Source organism: Candidatus Contubernalis alkalaceticus (genome assembly GCF_022558445.1).
GTDB classification, from domain to species: Bacteria; Bacillota; Dethiobacteria; order SKNC01; family SKNC01; genus Contubernalis; species Contubernalis alkaliaceticus.
Genome location: NZ_CP054699.1, coordinates 623,433 through 641,081, shown reverse-complemented (window position 1 = coordinate 641,081; position 17,649 = coordinate 623,433). Strand labels below are relative to the sequence as shown.

Below are 17,649 nucleotides of genomic sequence, written 5' to 3'. Positions count from 1 at the left end.
GCAAATGCAGCTAAAACCCCAACCCATGGCTTCAAACCTGCCAAAGGTTGGGTATCAAGATATCAGGTGAAAAAGGGATAATAAGTCTAAATGTCGAAATAATATTTAATTGCAGGCTAACGGAGGTGCAAATTAATGGTTGGTCATATTCTTAAAATTAAAAATATCATCCCCCCGCCGGGTCTTAATATAATCTCCCGTCATCTCATTTTGGAACGTCTGCAAAAAGATTTAACGGCTGCAGAAGGATTTACCCGGGGATTAACCCTGTTTTCAGCTCCCGCCGGCTACGGCAAAACAACCACCGCAAGAAACTGGCTTTCGGGTCAGGAAAACAGGACTGCCTGGTATTCCCTTGATGAGACAGATAATGACCCGGAACGTTTCTGGATCTATCTGATCTCCGCCCTGCAGAATATAAATGCGGACACCGGAAAAGGCGCCCTGGAAATGCTGCGTTCCGGAACAGCCACTTCAGAGTCGGCTGCCGGAAACCAGCCTTTTCTGACCCCTCTGCTAAATGATCTGTTTACCATGGATAGCCCTGCCTACCTGGTCTTAGATGATTACCACATGATTAACAACAACACAATTCATAAAACCATGGTCTTTTTTGTGGAAAATCTGCCGCCCACACTTCACCTGGTGCTAACTACCCGTTCCGATCCCCCCTGGCCCCTGTCAAGGTGGCGGGCCAGAGGTAAAATGGCTGAAATCCGCCTGGAGCAGCTTAAATTTTCTGAAGAGGAAGCTGCCCGTTTACTGGCTGAAACCGGCGACCTCCGGCTGGCTGAAACACAATTGTACGCCCTGTGTAAAAAAGTTGAAGGCTGGGTAACAGGCCTGCAGCTGGTGGCCGCTTCCCTTTCCGCCAGCGGAAACACAGAGAAATTTATCGAAACATTTGCCGGTACACATCGGCATGTCTTTCAGTTTTTGAGCGAAGAGGCATATGCAATTCAACCCGGGACCGTTCAAGAATTCCTGATGCAAACTTCCATATTAAACCGTTTCAATGCCTCTCTCTGTGATGCTGTCACCGGCAGAACAGGCAGCTCTGATATCCTGGCAAACTTGGAACGCAACAACCTCTTTGTTATCCCTCTTGATGAAGAAGGGATCTGGTATCGGTATCATCCGTTATTTGCCGATATGCTATTATATAAGCTGAAAAGCCGCTGTCCCAAAGAGATATCAATGCTGCACGAAAAAGCCTGCAGATGGTTCGTAGAGGCAGGCGAACCCGGAGAAGCCCTGCGTCATGCCCTTAACGGCGGAAATACCGGGACCGCTGCCCTTATTCTTAATAATCATATTGAAGAACTACTGCTAAGTGAGGGGTTAAGGCTGATAATTCAATATTTAAACAGTTTCTCTCCGGAATTGTTAAAGAAAAATCCCCGCCTGATCGCACACAAAGCCTGGCTGCACCTCATCGACAAAGGCAAAGAAGAGGCCAGGACCTGCCTGGACCTGGCAGAAGAAACGGGTTACGAAGAAAAAGAAGGGCAGGAAGAGCTAACCGGGATGCTGGCGGTGGTAAAAACTTACTACTATATTTACAATAACGATTTTAAGAAGGCCCTGGAATATGCTGAAAAAGCCATGACTCTTTTGTCTACTGACAATTATTACTGGCGCACAAACGCAGCTATTATCTCCGGTGACGCCCGGATTTTTTCCGGCAATCCTAAAGGCGCCCTTCCTTTTTACCGCGAAGCATACCATAACAGACAAAAATACGGTAATAAATACCTGATTGTAAGCGCCGGCTTTAAAGTAGCAACCGGTCTTTACTTCCAGGGAAAACTGAGGGAAAGCGAGGAATTGACCAGGGAACTGTTACAGACCGCCAAAGACAAAGGATTCCCCGGGGTCCCCCGGATAGGACTTATCTGGACCCTGCTGGGTGAACTGCTGCGGGAAAAAGGCAACCTTGAAGAGGCGGAACAATGTGTGGAAAGGGGGCTTCTTTTAAGCGAACCGGAAAAGCCTTCTCTGGGATGGAATTACCTGTTCAGGACGGCTCTCTCTTTTTCACAGCAGGATTACCCCAATGCAATACAAACCGTTAGGAAAATTGAAATACTTCACCGGGAAGTAAATCTCCCCGCGTTTATAACGATCCCCGCCGCCACCTGGAAAGCCCGTATTCTGCTGGAGCAGGGAAAACTGTCCGAAGCATTGGGTGTGCTTGCTAAAGAGGGTATTTCAGAAAAGACGGTGGCAAAGGGAGGCCAGGAGTGGGGTTATCTCATACTCACACGCATCATGACAGTGGAGGACAAAGAGAAGCTTACCCATGCCCTCACTCTTTTAAACCATGTTAAAGAGCAGGCCGTCAAGGGAGAAAATCAAAATATTCTGCTGGAAACACTGCTTCTCAAAGCCCGACTGGAAAAACAGGCAGGGAATTTCCAGGCTGCTGAAACTTCTTTTTATTCAGCATTGCAGGCAGGGAAAGAATCAGGATATTTTCAGTTATTTATAGACGAAGCCCGGGAGCCTGACTCCGTTTTCTTATGTATAACCGAAAAAATAAAACGCCGAAAAACTGCTGTTACAAACTCGGAGATGTTGGAGTTTATCGGTAAAATACAGCAGATACTTACGGGGGTAAATGACTCACCGGGTAAAGAAATTGCATCCGGACAAGCACTAAAAAAACGGGAAGAAAACTCAGCAGAGCTTGTTGAAAAGCTGACATCCCGGGAGCTTGAGATACTGAATTATATCAGTCAGGGGTTCTCCAACCAGGAAATTGCCGGGAAACTCTTTCTCTCACTGGGAACGGTTAAATGGCATACCAGTAATATCTACGGAAAAATAGGTGCCAGAGGCAGAGTGCAGGCTATCTCTCTGGCACGTAATCTGAACCTTTTACCCTGACCCCTGCGTCCCAGCAGGTGCTCGAAGATTCAGGCCCTAGCCCTCAACAATTTCCAATTGTCCGCAGTTTCTACTATTACTGGTGAGAAGATGAAGCAGAACCGACATGCTTTCCCAAGTCAGTAATCATGATACTCCGGCTGATGCCCCGCATCAGCCGTCCTAATATATCAGAACCGGTTATTATCCGGCGTTCCACTTCAGTCCATACCAGAATAAGGTCTTCGTCCACAACATCGTCACCCGGCTTTTCAGGACGAACCGTGAGCTTGCTCAATACCTGACCTAATGGAAGATTGGCGTTTCGGACAATAAGGGGACGATGACAAAGAGCCTTAGGTTTAAAATCATCGCAGCCGAACAGGGCTTCCCTTAAAAAAATATGGGAATCTATAACAAAACGCGGTTTTCCTGTTTCGTCCGTAATAACCACCCACTTTTTGCCGGAGGAAGCAATCTTTTGTATGAAGGGGTCCTCTGAGTTTCGCTCAAATGGTTGGAAAAGGGGGTATGCATGTTTCATAGGAAGGCTTATGATACTGCGAGGGTCCAGCAGTTCTCCTTCTTGCTTGACGGGCAAATCATCCAGTGCTAAAAAATTGATGGCGCCTATGGCCTCCAAACGACCAATCTCGGTAGTAGCCTTGCGGGCATGCTGACGAAGGACATCCTTCAGCTCATCCTCTTGAAACCAGGGGATTACCTCAAATAAGTAACTATCAGGGTGTATTTTAATATATTATTATATAAATACTTCATATTGGGAGGAATATAAGTGAAGAATCCGCACAATAAAAAGGGTTGTAAGGTCACTATTAACTGCACCTTTTACGAGGATATCGAACTTAAAACTTTTGCCAAGGTTCAACTGCTGGTACCTTCTTTTGGCTTTTCCCCTGAGCCCCCGGCCTGCAGCCAGGAGCCGGAGAAAAAACAATATCAACCTTCTTTTTATACCAGGAAGTAAAAGCTTTTCCCCTAAACTAAACTTTAAAGGGTAGGGTTTTACAGGGGATCCAATCCTCCAGCTGAACCTCATCGCTGAATATAGATTGAGCGTGTTGACATTTGGGCCTTTTGTTAGTATAAAAATCATACTTTCTCTGCCGGTCTTCAATTTTCATCCAACCAAAATGTTTTATCCTTAAATCAGATTGAAAAGCGTAAGGTATATTGTAATATTCCAAGGGGAAACGGCCGCAGTGCAGGTCTTCCTGGCACCACTGATCAGATAGAGAAGGATCATACTTGACCAGCATACGGTTAAATTTTATCCAGGGGTTCCAACCTCCGTCAACCCGGCACTGGAATCCGTTCCAAAAATCAAACAACCGAAAGTCAACAGCTTGAAAATCCTGCTGCTTTAGCAGGCTTCGAAATTCAGCTTCTGCCCGTTCTTCAAAATTCTCGTCAGCATCCAGGGCTAAAATCCATTGAGGCTTTAGTTGGATAGTTAAATTCCATAACCGGGAACGGAGTAGAGATTCGTTTTGGGTAAACAGCCTTTCATCACTGCGATGATATTTCACTTTTTTAAAAGATTGGCAAATCTCTCCTGTGTTGTCTGTGGAACCATCATCCCAGATGACTATGGCCTCCACCAGTTTATCCAGATGCTCCAGGGTCTGCTCCAAATATTGAGCCGCCTCGTTGTAAACCGGCATCATTGCTGCCAGTTCTATCATTGTACTTCCCCCCTCAATAATTCATTAATTAGAGACTGCCAGCGGGATTTCCAGATATCCTTTTTAAAGGATTTTCTGGTTTCCTGTGCCTTAACACCCAGGTTTTCTTTAAGCACAGGGTTTTCAATTAAACGCTGCACAGCCAAAAATATATCAGTATCAGTTGGTTTGATTAACAGGCCATTATAGCCGGAAATAATAAAATCCACTAAAGGGCCCCACATGGAGCCAATAACTACTGCACCGGCCTCCATGGCCTCAATGACACTTTTTACAGGGACAGGTTCTCTTTTAATGGGAAAAAGCGCTATATCCGCAAAATTATAATTTATCTTCTCACCAGAATTCAAGTAACAGCGAGGACGTTGGTCAACCCACTTTTGCATATGTGTCTCAATAGACGGCGGCAGGTTTCCACAAAAATAGAACTCTACCTGAGAGTATTGATCCAGCAGTGCGTTTACTGCCCGCAGGGTCTCGCTGGTGCCAAACCGGGGTAAAGCAGGACAAGGAAATACTATTCTGATGGTATCCCCGGATGGAGGCATGTTTTTCGGTGCCACATCATGGGATGGCTCCGGTTCCAAAAAATCAGGAATGTGCTTCAGTTTGTGACTAAGCCCGGGCCAGCTGGAAATAACCCACTGAATAAACTGGGTATTATTAGTAACTACATGATTGACCGAGCTTATCCCCTGCATTAATTGATTTTTCCATTCCCGCCGTGTTTGAGGTGTACTCCTGTCGGCAAGCATGTCGGGGGAGGGGATGCTTTGACCCAAGGTAATGCTAACCTGGTGGGGTTGAGGGTATACCAGCAGGGGGTCTTGATACACTGCAAGGGAGATATCGGCAGAACTTTCCCACATGGCCTGGTTAACGTTAGGCAGAGAGCAGGCATGAGGGTCTTTTTCTGGAATGGCAAAAATTTTTCCTACCCCGTAATATACTTTGTTCCAGCGCGTTCCTTCCTGCCAGACCTCCAGGCTGTGCCCCAACTCTTCCAACAATATTGAAAATTCGTTTATCCAGGTCAACAGCACGTGATCGGTTACACCACTCCCTTCCCGGTTTAACAGATGACGCACTACCATACTTACCCGTGGCATTTTACTTCGCTCCTTTCTGGGCTCATTACTTCGTTTATCAGTTTTTTCCAGCTCTTTTTCCATTGAACCAGGTCGAAATTGAGAGAAGTTTCCCGGGCCTTTTGACCCAATTCTAGCCTTACTTCTTTGTTTTCAATCAAGTATACCAGGGCTTCTATCAGCTGGTCAGCGGTGGGGCTGATGAGCAATCCGTTGTATTGGTGGATAATCAGGTCGGGAAGGCCTCCGATATTTCCAGCGATTACCGGGAGTCCACAGGCCATGGCCTCCAGGCATGATAGAGAGGTCCCCTCGGTAGATTTGGAGGGGATTAAACAGATATCCATGTTTTGATAAATCTCTTTCATACCGTCGGGAGTACGCCAATAATAATAGATGTTTTCATTTTCTGCAGCCCAATTTAGCATCATCTTCTCGTGTTGAAAATTGTGTCCCCGGCCCACAAAGTGAAATTCCACCTGGGGGTAACGCTCAGTTAACAGGGTGGCTGCCTTCATGGCTTCACCAATACCCCGGACTGTGGTGAGGCGCCGGGGGAACAGGATCCGAATTTTATCGTCATTCTTATCTTCATCCCCGACAGGTTGAAAGAAAGCGGTATCAACGAAGTTTGGAATATAGGTAAAACGATTAAGCAGGGCAGGCCACTGCCAGGAGGCCCAGTTAATGGTGGCAGTATCTACTGATACCACCCTGGTGGGTGCATACAGGGCTTTCTCCATGCGGTGCAGCCACTCCTCTTTAAGCTCCCCTCCCCCAATGCGATTTTCCCAGGTGGGATAATCCCAGAATATTCCGTGGGAAATTGAAACGCTTTTAGGCAAAACTGTTGGATAGGCCAGGAAAGTTACAAAATATATGGCCAAATCCACTGTACCCGCCTGCTCGTTAAAGGCCCGGTTCAGGCTGCTGCAGGTTTGGGCGAAGGATTCTTGTGCTGGAATTCCATGAACAGTAACGCCAGGAAGCATCTGCCTGGTCCAGTTCAATCCCGCCTGCCACCAGTTTACCTCCCACCCCAGTTCCAAAAACAATCTGGTGAGTTCTATTCCGTATCTTTCCGCTCCTCCATAAATACAGCGATTACCGTCAGCTTCAAAATGGCTGGTAGTAAGTATGCTAACAGTTTTTTTTCGCATAATTAACCTCCATGAATTTAAGTAGGAGCCGGAGCAACCGGCTCCGGGTAGTTAAATTGGGCTTTGGGTTGCTACAAACACAAAGTCCGTCAGTATTCCTACATCCTGCACCAGGTTAGTAGCATCCTGCTCAGCCAAAGCCAGGGTAAAAGTAAGGCCTTCAACGGGATCAGCTAATTCTAGTAATTGGCCGCCAGACGGCTGGTTAATCAATTGTGACAGCTTACCAATAAAAACCTCCTCATCATCGGGGCTGGTTACTACGCTGACTGTTAACCGGTTAGCCAGGATGGTAGCCATTTGTATGGAGGTACCTGGAGATTCTCGCCAGTCGGCGGAAATAAAATAGAATATATCTACGTCGCTGTTATTGGATACTTCCAATGAACCTGAATCTTCCTGTCCCCCGATAAAGTTAACAGCATTGATAATGCTGTCTGTAGGTGATACGACGATATCAATATTGGCTGTATCAAAACTATTGTTTAAGTTATTGGGACTGGCTTCCTGGGTAAAAGTAAATGGCATTTTACTCACCTCTTTTCCATATATAATTACTTTAATGTATGTCATTAATTTAATAAAGGTGAGTGCAATTCTTTATATATTTTTATATGTATATGGCTCTATATCGTTTTTTTTTAACGGTATATCACAGTAAGGGCTTTGATTCATATCATAAATTAAATCAAATTAAAGGAGAATAAAGAAATGGCTGAAAAAACCATTAGAGTATTATATCCTCCGGGAATGCAGTGGGAAATGATGATACAGCGGCCTCATCACCTTTTAAAGCTGGCCGCAGAAATAGGCTGGCAGGTGGTATGGTGTGAGGTAGGCCCTTATGGAAAACCTGTGGAAGTATTACCTAACTTTTGGGTAATTAGAGATCTACAATCCATGAAAGCATTTGCTCCATACCATCTGGCCTATATTACCGATCCCTTACAGTTAAAATATATTGATTCACGGATTCGGCCAAAGCTTTTGGTTTACGACCGATGTGACCCCCGGGGGCCGGCAGAATACCGTCTAATGAAAGAGGCAGATTTGGTCCTGTCTACTACCTCTTATTTAATGAAAGAAGCCCAACAGCATGCTGCCGGTAAGGTCCTTTTGGTACCCAACGCCGCAGACCCCAAACATTTTAAGGATGGCGAAAAGCGGAAGCCGGGTAAACCGCCGGTAATCGGGTATGTTGGAGTGCTGGCGGCTCACCTGGATTATAGGCTGCTGAATGATTTAATCATTGCCAGGCCCAATTATAACTGGCTTTTTGCCGGCCAAGAAAAGGCAGTGCATTTACCACAGAATCCTGCTGTGCGAAGGTTAGGACACGTACATTATGAGGAGCTGCCGGCACTGTTAAGTCAAATGGATGCAGTCATGGTACCTTTTTTGGATACTCCCCATACGAGAATAGTAGAATCAGTAAAAATATTTGAGTATTTAGCCGCGGGCAAACAAGTTGTGGCGTCCCAACTAGCCCCCCTGGAAAAGCGGGACTGGCCCTTAAGGTTGGCTGCTGACACTCAGCAGTGGTTGGAATCTTTAGAGGCGGCCCTTGAGGCAGGCCCCTTTTGTGAACAGGCGCAGGCCTGGATAAAGAACCACACCTGGCGGCATCGGTTTGCACAAATGTACCAGGCAGTAATGGAGGTTTTATCCTAAAATAAGTCCTCCTACCTAATACAGCGGTAAAAAGGACGAGTGTATGTTTTCCAACGATAGCTGTCCCGGGTATAGCCTTTTAGCTGGATACTGGAAAAATAGTCATTCTTAAAAAGAAAAGAATAATCTTTTAAACCGGTGCCGGAGTGGCCTTCTAGATAGAGCACCTTTCCGGTGTTTTCTAAAATAGTTTCCACTAGAGCTCGGGCATTCCTTACATGACTGGTCAAAGAAAAGCAAAACACAGTATGGTATTTTTTAACTGTTTTAAAAGGTGTATTTAAATCGTGGATCAGGAAATCACAGGGCAGAGCATAGTAAGCATTGAGGCGCAGGGCTGCCATAATTAACCGGGGGCTGACATCGATCCCTACAGCTTTCTGGATCTGGAACTGTGCCGCCAGGAAACAGTTCATGCCCAGGTTACAGCCCAAATCAAGTAAAGTCTGATTTTTTAAGTCCTCTGCTTCTATTAGATTCATACGTTCCAGCAGATCAGGCCGTCTTCCCTTCACCATCACCTGTTTCCCCTCCAGTATACTTTGATAGGGGATATGGTTGTTCCCGGAACCGTAAAACTCATTTTCAACCAGACTGGTTCTACCCAGGTATTCCCGGGGGCTGATCTCTACTATCGGTAAAGTCATTTTCAGTGCCAGAGCAGTTGAAGCCCGGTGATTTCCATCCACAATAATTTGCCTGCCGTCCGGACGGGTGCAGATCATCACGGGTTTTAGAATTTTTCCTTTTTGCTTTATATCTTCATAAAGGTTGATAAACTTTTTAATTTGTTTTATGCGCCGTTGGTGAGAGTTAAGGGCACTGCCTAAAAGAAAATCCCAGCTGCGGCACAGGTAATCATAGTATATATGGCAATCCAAGGGGTTTTTATGCAGATGATTGACGAGGAAAAGATAATGGGGCATTTTGGATAACGGGACAGTATGGTAGTTTTCAAACTTTTGAGCAAAAAAATTTTTGGTGCCTGGATGCTGCTGGCCAAAAATTAGATTTTCTAACTCTAAACCTGAAATCATTTTTGGTACACCCTGATCATGGGTTATCATTTAATACCTCCTGTGAAAAAGATATGAACCTGCTTATCTGCTATTAACCTGGCAGATGGACACATTTATGGGTGAGATGCCTCAGCTTATTGCAGTAAAAATCTCTTTTATTCGAGATACGTCTGCCATAATGCTCCGGGTTTGCCACTATTATTTGGCTTAAGGATAGAATCTGTTCCGCTAGGTTCTCAGCCTCTGTTGAAATAACCAGTTCTTCAACTTCCAAAGACTCGGCAAAATCAAAGCATTTAGAACGATAACCCAGACAAATAAAAGGGTTACCCATGGCTGCAGTAAAAACGTTGGCATGCAGCTTAAAATTGATAGTGAATAAACATCCCTTTAACAAAGTGCATAAGAAGGGGAGAGAGGGGACACTTTCACAGATCATTACATTTTTTGAGGTACCTGCCTCATTTGCCAGTTCACTTAAAGGAGTAAGATCCGGGGGCCATACTGCATATAGAATCACCTTAAAATCCAAGGCCAGCTCACTGACTACCTGGGCCAGCTGCACGCGTACTTTCCTTTCACTGCCGCCAATCAATCTGTTTTGACTGGTTCCCCAGTTAATGCCCACGACAGGTATGTCATCACCAAAAAACTGGTCGTAATAAGCCCCTGGAGCCGGTTCACTTAACAGTAGACCGGGGTCACCACTCACCTCCAGGTTTTCAGCACACCCCAGGGCCCGCAGGTAGCTTAAAGTATGGGGGCCCCTTACTCCCACCTGCTTACAGTTGTTGATAACATGCCTGATCAGCTCTGCCTTACTTTCCTGTATCCGTCCCAGGTTTTCTCCTGACTGTATCCGACCCAACATTTCCGGTGAAAGATTGTCTACCCCTGACCCCCACACTGCGGTGGGAATACCATGCTCTTGGGCCCACAAAAGGGGAACCAGGTAATACGGGTCCACTAAAGAACCCCCTCCTAAGACCACAAGGTCCGGCCTATTCTTAATAAAATCATTGGCATTAATTTGCTGTGGGGACACTGTTTCTATACTCCAACTATTTCCCTCATACTTATTGATTTCATCTATAAAAATATCCCCGCAGAGGTCGTCTCCGAGATTTCCTTGGTCCACCCATCCAATGTAGATTATACGCCTGGGCATTTTATCATCTCCTGTTTTATTTATCTAAAATGGCTGCTGCCCTTTACCCTGTTGTTTTTCCACAGAAAGTGTCTACCTTACTGTGGAGCAGATCCAGGGATACTTCTGCCAACCCGTTCAGAGTAGGAGCCCCCGGCACGGGGCCAAGGTGTCTGTGCACTTCTTTCTGTAAAAGTTCAACTCTTTTATTTCCTCCATGGTCTAAAAATACTACCTCCACTTTCACCAGGTAACAAACCTCAAAGGAAATCAACCTTCTGGACCTTAAGGGGATAACCCGGCATTCTTTTACCCGAACTTCCTTTACTTCGCAGGAAAGTATCTCCTGCGGTAAAGAGGAATTTTCACTGCAGCAAGGATAATTCCACTGTAAGTTAATCAACTGCTTTTTGCGGTAGCATCGGTAGATTTTGTCAACCATAATGCAGACGATTTCTCCCGGTCTTTTTTTTACCACAAATGAGTTACGCTTGTTTACTGCCAGATTGGTAAAAGTCATTTTTATTCAAGCCTTCCAATTTATTACCATTATTCCCACCTCAGCCAGAAGTTGACAAAATCTTTAGTGTAGTAAACCTTTCTTCTACTAGCTGCTGTTCTTGTTGGCTGTAGGTGATTAACCTTTAGGTTATCCGGAAAATATGAGAGAACACCTTGGGCATTTTACAGTAATATTGCTGTCTATGGTAACGGATTCTTGATATTTGCACCGGGGGCAGATTATGATTGTATCCTTAGCTGTTTCTTTTCTGTTGATATACACAACAAAAATTGTTTTACAGTCGGGACAAAACACATTCCATTTTCCCCAAGCTTGGATATTTTCTGTTCGATTGCATTTGGGACAGCGAACTATGGTCATAGTAACCTCTCTTAACATTTAAGGATGAGTTTATAATATATAATATGACATATCTTTTATATTGTTAAAGCAGTTTCAGGAATTATGAATTTATGTTATTAGTCAAGGATGCCAAAAATCTGTTCTAAAATATCGGCTATCCTTTTACAGGCAAAACCATCTCCATAAGGATTACTGGCATGACTCATCTTTTTATAGTCAGTTTCATTTTCAAGCAGCAATTTGAGAGCCTTATAAATAACCTCTTCATCTGTTCCAACCAACTTTAGTATTCCAGCGGCTATTCCTTCTGGCCGCTCGGTTGTCTCCCGCATAACAAGTACCGGCTTACCTAAGCTTGGAGCTTCTTCTTGAATGCCACCACTGTCTGTCAAAATTAAATAACACCTGGAAAGGAAGTTATGAAAATCCAATACATCCAAGGGCTCAATCATTCTTATTTTGTCACAATTTCCAAGAATGTCATAAGCTATTTCTCTAATAACCGGGTTCATATGTATAGGATAAATGACCTTAATATTCGGTGTCTCGTCTATAATTCTCTTGATTGCTCCGAACATATTACGCAGCGGCTTCCCAAGACTTTCCCTACGGTGTGCAGTGAGCATAATGAGCCTGCTATCAGATGCCCATTCTAACTGCTCATGAAAATAGGTGTTTTTAACTGTAGTTTTAAGCGCATCAATAGCCGTATTCCCAGTTACATAAATGGTAGCAGGGTCCTTACCTTCTCTTATAAGATTCTCTTTGGACATATCAGTTGGTGCAAAATTATATTTTGCCACAATGCCTACAGCTTGTCGATTAAACTCTTCTGGATATGGAGAATAGACATTATAAGTCCTAAGCCCAGCCTCAACATGACCAACTGGAATCTGCATGTAAAAACAAGCCAGTGCTGTAACAAAAGTTGTAGTCGTATCACCATGGACCATTACAACATCAGGCCTTACTTTTTCCAAAACTGCCTTAATTAGTTTTAAGATACCTATAGTCAAATCAAACAATGTCTGTTTGGCTTTCATGATGGAGAGGTCATAGTCAGGCACTATATTAAACGCATTTAAAACTTGATCAAGCATTTCTCTATGCTGCCCTGTAACACAAACAAAGGGTTCTAAGTTATCTCTTGTTTTTAGTTCTTTCACTAAGGGACACATTTTGATGGCTTCGGGCCGAGTCCCAAAGACTAACATTACCTTTTTCTTCATCTAGTTCAACCTAATTTAATAATTTATACACAACATCAAAGTTGCCTATATTTTTAATATATTCAATGTAACCTTTTCTTTAGCTTTGTCCACAATATTTAAATAGGGTAATGGCTATAATGCCGTAAAAAGGAGCAGATAATTTAAGGATTCCCGCTTTGTGATTGTTAAAAATATGTTAACATAATAGTTAGGTTAAAAGTTTTTTAATGAATTCATTGGTTGCTCAGAGAAGTAGTTTCGCTCGTATATAGGGTCAGTTTCTTGCTAAAGTAAAAACACAACTTTTCAGTTGTGTTTTCTTTCACCATTTTTTTTCTATTATTTTCTCAAGTATCTTTATCCTAAAGTCATGATATCATTTAGAAGATATATGATGGACCCCAATGTCAAGACACGATTTTTAACTTTTTAAGCGACACGGGGACCTCCTTTCTTGTTTAGTCTTTAGGTCTTTAAATCTTTTAAAATATAAAAGTCTTTTTGTAAGTAGCAGAGGCTGTGGATATGTGGGCAACACGCAGTGTTGTCCAAGCAGGTGTGGAGCTTGTGGATAACCCTGCTTTTTGGGTTATCCATAAATCCACGCCTGCGGCATATCCACGGCCCAGGTTACGCAATCTGTTTCTGCTGCCAATAAGAATGGGCATAGTAGATATCTGCGGGTTTGCACTTATTCAGAGATTGATGCCCTCGCTCATAATTGTAGTAGCGGATAAAATCATCGATTCCCTGGCGGAGAGCTTTTGGTGTTTCATATTGCTTAATGTAGATATCTTCCCATTTAATAGTTCTAAAAAACCTTTCTGTAATCGCGTTATCGAGAGCCCTGCCTTTACCGTCCATACTTATCTTGATGCCGTGTTGTTTTAATGTATCGACATAGGTGGAGCTGGTGAATTGACTGCCCTGATCTGAATTAAGAATGATCGGCGCTCCGTGGTTGTTAACTGCTTTATTGACAGCTTTGATTACAAATTCTTTATTCATGGTTTGAGATAATTCATGTCCCACAATTTTCCGTGAATACCAGTCAATGATTATGACAAGATACATCCATCGGCCCTGCATAGCACAGTATGTAATGTCTATTCCCCAAACATGATTGGGGTGAGCCGGCGTAACGCTCCGCAGCAGGTAAGGGTAAACATATTGTGCCCTGTTGCGTTTGCTCAGATTGGGGCCGGGGCAAATGACTTTTATGCCCATATCCCTCATATAGCGTTGGATGCGTTTGCGGTTTACCTTAAAGCCCAGTTTCATGTCATTGATGTCATCCCTGATGCGCCTGGTTCCTTTAAATGGATGTTTTGTGTGAATTCTGTCGATCAGGTGCTTAATCTTAACTTCCAGTTCCGACGGTTCTTTCACTTTACGATACAGCCCTGTGCGGTTTAAGCTGAGAAGCTCAGCTTGTTCCTTAATGTTAGGGTCTGAATTATCCCAGTCTACCATTGCTGCCCGGTCCCTGACGGGGTATAATTCCTTTAGATTTTTTTTTCAGCCATTCCAACTGCGTAGTTAGACGGCCAACTTGAGAGTATAGGTTTTCAATTTCTTCTTCCTGCTGTTGTTTCTCTTTAGCAGCAGCTTTAGCGTTCTTAGAGGCGGCAAAAACTCTATCCGGATTTTCCAGCAATTCCTTCTTCCAGCGGTGGATCACGCTGGGATGGATATCATAATCTGAAGCAATATCAGTAACAAGGCGTTCTTCTTTAAGGGCCTCAAGGACTATTTTTAATTTTTCTTCTGGTGAATATTGGTTCTTTGGCATTGGGATATGCTCCTTTCCGGTTTGTCGTAATACTTCAACATCGGTGTCGCTTTTCCTCTGCCAAATCGTGTCTCATTTCCTGGGTCCATTATAATAGTCTCCCACTTATTTTCCCTGCCACACAGCGATTTGTATAATTATAGTGAGTCAGAATGAGATTATTGTGGTTTTTTTAAGCACACTATTTTTTCTTATCTCGAAGGTTATTGATAGAACGGGAATACACTTTAATTAGATCCTTCATATATTCCCCGGAGGGAACGCCCTTAAAGTTTTCTATTTCAGTAAAACGCCTGGGAATTACCGTTTCTTCCGGTGTGAATCCCGTAGAGAACTTAACCCTCCAGCGTAATCGGCGGATTTCCTCACCTAATTCTTCCAGGCTCTTCCCCTGGTTTTTGAGGCCAACTGCCTCCAGGGCCTCCTGCAGAACCTCCGGTGTATAAAGTTTTCGGGCGAACAGGCAGGCTACCATGGAGGTTAACAGCACTCTCTGCCTTTCTTCCTTCTCTAAAAGTTCCACAACCCTTTGAGGAGTAAATTCCTCGCGCATCTGGTCAAGCTGGTATCCCGCCGTGTCCAGGTGTGAAAGGCGAAAACCCATGGCCTGGGATACGAAGAAAATTGGCCCCGTGGCATAACCGGCCATTTCCTGACCTAACACGCAGGCAAAATCCTCACCTCCGTAATTAGATGCAGCAGCAGAAACCCCATCCCCCAACAGCCGGTAGAATTCATTAGTTCCTTCGGACAGGTACTGTATTCCCTCCAAATATTCTTTGCTGCTGCCGAACTTAAAGGGAGCCAGAGTCTCTTCCTTTGAAATTAATCCCTTCTCCAGGGCTTCCGTTGCCCAGGCCAGGGCCACTCCGGCGCTAATCACGTCCAACCCGAATTTCTCCACCTGGTCCAGCAGGGTGATGACTTCTTCCGCCCGGGAAATTCCCAGCATGCTCCCCATTGCAAAAACCGGTTCATGGTCATAGGAAACCTGACGGTAGCAGTATTCATGCTCCTCCCCAAACTTTTCCCGCAGCAGGCCGATATGTATACAGCCAATGGGGCAGCCGATACAGGCAATCTGCCTCAGGAGCAGTTTGTCGGCAAAGTATTCTCCGGAAATTCCTTCTGCTTCAGGGAAGGTCGTGGACTGCAGGTTTTTCACCGGCAGGGATTTCATCTTCTCTAAGAGAAGAACGTTTCCCGTTGTCCCAAGACCGTGGTATTTCGTCATCATATCTGACCCCACCAGCTCCTGGAACAGTTTCTTGTAAAGCTTTTTATAGGAAGGGCCAAAATCCAGATCAAAAGAGGAGTCCCCAATAAGCATTATGGCTTTAAGGAATTTTGAACCCATGAGGGCACCGGCCCCCAGCCTCCCAAAATGGCGAAAGGTGTCCACGTTAATACCGGCAATTTTAACCAGGTTTTCCCCGGAAACACCAATCCTCAAAATGCTGCGTTTCCCATGGCCCCTGGCTTCCTTCTGCCGGATCAGGCGGGCTGTTAAGGTAGTGTCCAGTCCCCAAAGGTGACGGGCGTCCTTTACGTTCATTTCCCGGGAACCCGCAACCAGGTAAGAAGGCCTTTGGGCCTTCCCCCGGATAACCAGGGCATCAATATCCGCAAAACGCATTATTGTACCCATGCGCCCCCCGGCATGGGTTTCGGCATAATGCCCGTTGTAGGGGGATTTAAATCCCAGCACTACCTTGCTCATCAGGGGGAAAAGTCCATTTAGGGGCCCTATGGCAAAAATCAGGGGTTGGTCCGGATGAAAGGGTGATTCTTCCGGAAGGCCGTACTCCTGGTACAGTGCTGCCGCCAGGCCGCTTCCCCCCAGGCAGTTTACCAGGTCCTCCCGTTTGATAACCCTCCCTTTTCCCTTGTCAAGGTTTACCTCCATTATTCTAACATAGCCATGAGAAAACACTATACCACATCTCCTTTGGTCTTTTTATCCTCCGTCATAATCAGACAGCTGTGAGGACAAAAAGGGACACAGCGTCCGCAGTGATAACAAACCACGGGTTCTCCGGTTTCCCGGTCCATGATTATGGCCTCCACAGGGCAGGCCTCCTTACAGGAGCCGCAATAAATACAGGCTTCCCTGCTGTACCGGACTCCTCCCTTTCTCTGACGGAAAGCACCGGTGGGACAGGCTTCTGCACAGGGTGCCGGCAGGCAGGCCAGGCAGACCACCGCCTGGAATCCCGCAGTCAAGCCTCCCAGGGTGCGAATGTGAATACCGGAACGATCTAAAGAAAGAGAGCTGTGTACCTGTCTGGCACAGGCCAGCATACAGCAGTAACATCCTATACATTTTTCCATCTCTGCAGCCCTCATTATTTTTGCCAAATCAATTCTCCTTTCCCGGGTTAACATACAATTTACTAAGCCATGGTTACTTAAATAATCTTCTTAAACCTCTACCTGTAGCTTTTCCTGTAGTCCTTCTGGCAATCCTTTTTGCATACCTATTGGACGTCGAAGTCTTTTAAATTATTTGTTAAAAAATGTAGAAACTATTTTTACTCCCCACTCTTCACTGATTACAAGTGACTAATTAATGTATTATTTTCTAATTACATTGTATTTCTACATACATACCGTAATCCCTTTGCAGCAAATTGTCTAGTTTTTGTTTTAAGAGACTTAATAGGAGTTTTAGGTAAAAACATGGGATGTTTGGAAAAATACAGTCTCGTAAACCGCAGTTTAGTCGAAAGGCTAATTGATCCCGATAATAGAAGGTATGTAAAGATAAGGTTAACTGAGGAAGGAGAGGGCGCTTTTGCCAGTATCAATACAATCTTTGATTCATATCTAAAAGGCATCTTTGAAAGCATCCCGGAAAACAAAAGGGCACAGGTTATGGAAAGTCTTGAAATATTAATTGAGGCTTGGGTTCAATATTAGGACTGTCATTTGGTTTTGTTGCTTTTAAGATAGTTAATAAGCTGGGATGGTACGAAAAACATTTATGGGAATAAGATTCAGAAATTTCAATTCCCCTGAACAGATGCTCCCCAGTGTTCATGCCAGGCTATGATAGTTATCCATTCTCTTTTGGAATTAATTTGAGATAATATATCCACAAGGGGTAGAGAGTATCTACCCTG

Annotated in this window: 16 protein-coding genes; 4 read left to right on the top strand and 12 right to left on the bottom strand. The window is 44.5% G+C overall.

Features of this window, described 5'->3' with window-relative positions; translation table 11 throughout:
- The first annotated feature begins 135 nt into the window (after positions 1 to 135).
- A complete protein-coding gene (locus HUE98_RS03070) occupies positions 136 to 2,889 on the top strand; it encodes a LuxR C-terminal-related transcriptional regulator (protein WP_241422421.1) in 2,754 nt (917 codons plus the stop codon).
- A gap of 76 nt (positions 2,890 to 2,965) precedes the next feature.
- Here the strand turns inward: HUE98_RS03070 and HUE98_RS03065 are convergent, their stop codons facing one another.
- Positions 2,966 to 3,511, bottom strand: a complete 546-nt coding sequence (locus HUE98_RS03065; protein ID WP_241422420.1) for a hypothetical protein — start codon at positions 3,509 to 3,511, stop codon at positions 2,966 to 2,968.
- A gap of 153 nt (positions 3,512 to 3,664) precedes the next feature.
- Between HUE98_RS03065 and HUE98_RS03060 the strand changes: the two genes are divergently transcribed.
- Positions 3,665 to 3,856: a hypothetical protein gene (locus HUE98_RS03060; protein WP_241422419.1), complete on the top strand. Its 192-nt coding sequence runs from the start codon at positions 3,665 to 3,667 to the stop codon at positions 3,854 to 3,856.
- A gap of 16 nt (positions 3,857 to 3,872) precedes the next feature.
- On the opposite strand, the gene HUE98_RS03055 is transcribed toward HUE98_RS03060, so the two are convergent.
- Genes HUE98_RS03055 through HUE98_RS03040 form a run of 4 tightly spaced genes read right to left on the bottom strand, consistent with a single transcriptional unit; the run spans position 3,873 to position 7,350 of the window.
- Positions 3,873 to 4,574: a glycosyltransferase gene (locus HUE98_RS03055; protein ID WP_241422418.1), complete on the bottom strand. Its 702-nt coding sequence runs from the start codon at positions 4,572 to 4,574 to the stop codon at positions 3,873 to 3,875.
- Entirely contained in the window at positions 4,571 to 5,683 is a 1,113-nt protein-coding gene (locus tag HUE98_RS03050) for a glycosyltransferase family 4 protein (RefSeq protein WP_241422417.1), read from the bottom strand. Before HUE98_RS03050 ends, HUE98_RS03055 begins: the two co-directional genes overlap by 4 nt.
- Positions 5,671 to 6,822: a glycosyltransferase family 4 protein gene (locus HUE98_RS03045; protein WP_241422416.1), complete on the bottom strand. Its 1,152-nt coding sequence runs from the start codon at positions 6,820 to 6,822 to the stop codon at positions 5,671 to 5,673. Before HUE98_RS03045 ends, HUE98_RS03050 begins: the two co-directional genes overlap by 13 nt.
- Positions 6,823 to 6,873: 51 nt before the next feature.
- A complete protein-coding gene (locus tag HUE98_RS03040; protein ID WP_241422415.1) occupies positions 6,874 to 7,350 on the bottom strand; it encodes a hypothetical protein in 477 nt (158 codons plus the stop codon).
- Positions 7,351 to 7,533: 183 nt separating this feature from the next.
- Between HUE98_RS03040 and HUE98_RS03035 the strand changes: the two genes are divergently transcribed.
- Complete coding sequence (locus tag HUE98_RS03035) at positions 7,534 to 8,493, top strand: glycosyltransferase (RefSeq protein ID WP_241422414.1); 960 nt, start codon at positions 7,534 to 7,536, stop codon at positions 8,491 to 8,493.
- 11 nt (positions 8,494 to 8,504) lie between these two features.
- Here the strand turns inward: HUE98_RS03035 and HUE98_RS03030 are convergent, their stop codons facing one another.
- The 7 genes from HUE98_RS03030 to HUE98_RS03000 all read right to left on the bottom strand — a co-directional run bounded on the left by HUE98_RS03030 (position 8,505) and on the right by HUE98_RS03000 (position 16,873).
- Complete coding sequence (locus HUE98_RS03030) at positions 8,505 to 9,560, bottom strand: methyltransferase (RefSeq protein WP_241422413.1); 1,056 nt, start codon at positions 9,558 to 9,560, stop codon at positions 8,505 to 8,507.
- Between the two features lie 43 nt (positions 9,561 to 9,603).
- On the bottom strand, positions 9,604 to 10,680 hold the full coding sequence (locus HUE98_RS03025) for a polysaccharide pyruvyl transferase family protein (RefSeq protein WP_241422412.1): 1,077 nt from the start codon (positions 10,678 to 10,680) through the stop codon (positions 9,604 to 9,606).
- A 43-nt stretch (positions 10,681 to 10,723) separates the two neighbouring features.
- Entirely contained in the window at positions 10,724 to 11,179 is a 456-nt protein-coding gene (locus HUE98_RS03020; protein ID WP_241422411.1) for a hypothetical protein, read from the bottom strand.
- A 461-nt stretch (positions 11,180 to 11,640) separates the two neighbouring features.
- Positions 11,641 to 12,753: a non-hydrolyzing UDP-N-acetylglucosamine 2-epimerase gene (gene wecB / locus HUE98_RS03015; RefSeq protein WP_241422410.1), complete on the bottom strand. Its 1,113-nt coding sequence runs from the start codon at positions 12,751 to 12,753 to the stop codon at positions 11,641 to 11,643.
- Positions 12,754 to 13,365: 612 nt separating this feature from the next.
- A protein-coding gene (locus HUE98_RS03010; RefSeq protein WP_407080262.1) for an IS3 family transposase occupies positions 13,366 to 14,527 on the bottom strand; the annotation gives its coding sequence in 2 pieces (ribosomal slippage) (positions 13,366 to 14,254 and positions 14,253 to 14,527; 1,164 coding nt in all).
- Positions 14,528 to 14,708: 181 nt separating this feature from the next.
- Entirely contained in the window at positions 14,709 to 16,460 is a 1,752-nt protein-coding gene (locus HUE98_RS03005) for an aldehyde ferredoxin oxidoreductase N-terminal domain-containing protein (protein ID WP_241422409.1), read from the bottom strand.
- A complete protein-coding gene (locus HUE98_RS03000) occupies positions 16,460 to 16,873 on the bottom strand; it encodes a 4Fe-4S binding protein (RefSeq protein WP_318036537.1) in 414 nt (137 codons plus the stop codon). The genes HUE98_RS03005 and HUE98_RS03000 overlap by 1 nt, the downstream gene beginning before the upstream one ends.
- A gap of 333 nt (positions 16,874 to 17,206) precedes the next feature.
- Here HUE98_RS03000 and HUE98_RS02995 point away from each other — a divergent pair, with 333 nt between their 5' ends.
- A complete protein-coding gene (locus tag HUE98_RS02995) occupies positions 17,207 to 17,446 on the top strand; it encodes a MarR family winged helix-turn-helix transcriptional regulator (RefSeq protein WP_241422407.1) in 240 nt (79 codons plus the stop codon).
- Positions 17,447 to 17,649: the final 203 nt, after the last annotated feature.

Bases quoted from the DNA above. Each gene is read 5' to 3' on its own strand.
- HUE98_RS03070 (WP_241422421.1), top strand. From the start codon at position 136: ATGGTTGGTCATATTCTTAAAATTAAAAATATCATCCCCCCGCCGGGT.
- HUE98_RS03055 (WP_241422418.1), bottom strand. From the start codon at position 4,574: ATGATAGAACTGGCAGCAATGATGCCGGTTTACAACGAGGCGGCTCAA.
- HUE98_RS03050 (WP_241422417.1), bottom strand. From the start codon at position 5,683: ATGCCACGGGTAAGTATGGTAGTGCGTCATCTGTTAAACCGGGAAGGG.
- HUE98_RS03045 (WP_241422416.1), bottom strand. From the start codon at position 6,822: ATGCGAAAAAAAACTGTTAGCATACTTACTACCAGCCATTTTGAAGCT.
- HUE98_RS03040 (WP_241422415.1), bottom strand. From the start codon at position 7,350: ATGCCATTTACTTTTACCCAGGAAGCCAGTCCCAATAACTTAAACAAT.
- HUE98_RS03035 (WP_241422414.1), top strand. From the start codon at position 7,534: ATGGCTGAAAAAACCATTAGAGTATTATATCCTCCGGGAATGCAGTGG.
- HUE98_RS03030 (WP_241422413.1), bottom strand. From the start codon at position 9,560: ATGATAACCCATGATCAGGGTGTACCAAAAATGATTTCAGGTTTAGAG.
- HUE98_RS03025 (WP_241422412.1), bottom strand. From the start codon at position 10,680: ATGCCCAGGCGTATAATCTACATTGGATGGGTGGACCAAGGAAATCTC.
- HUE98_RS03020 (WP_241422411.1), bottom strand. From the start codon at position 11,179: ATGACTTTTACCAATCTGGCAGTAAACAAGCGTAACTCATTTGTGGTA.
- wecB (WP_241422410.1), bottom strand. From the start codon at position 12,753: ATGAAGAAAAAGGTAATGTTAGTCTTTGGGACTCGGCCCGAAGCCATC.
- HUE98_RS03000 (WP_318036537.1), bottom strand. From the start codon at position 16,873: ATGAGGGCTGCAGAGATGGAAAAATGTATAGGATGTTACTGCTGTATG.
- HUE98_RS02995 (WP_241422407.1), top strand. From the start codon at position 17,207: ATGGGATGTTTGGAAAAATACAGTCTCGTAAACCGCAGTTTAGTCGAA.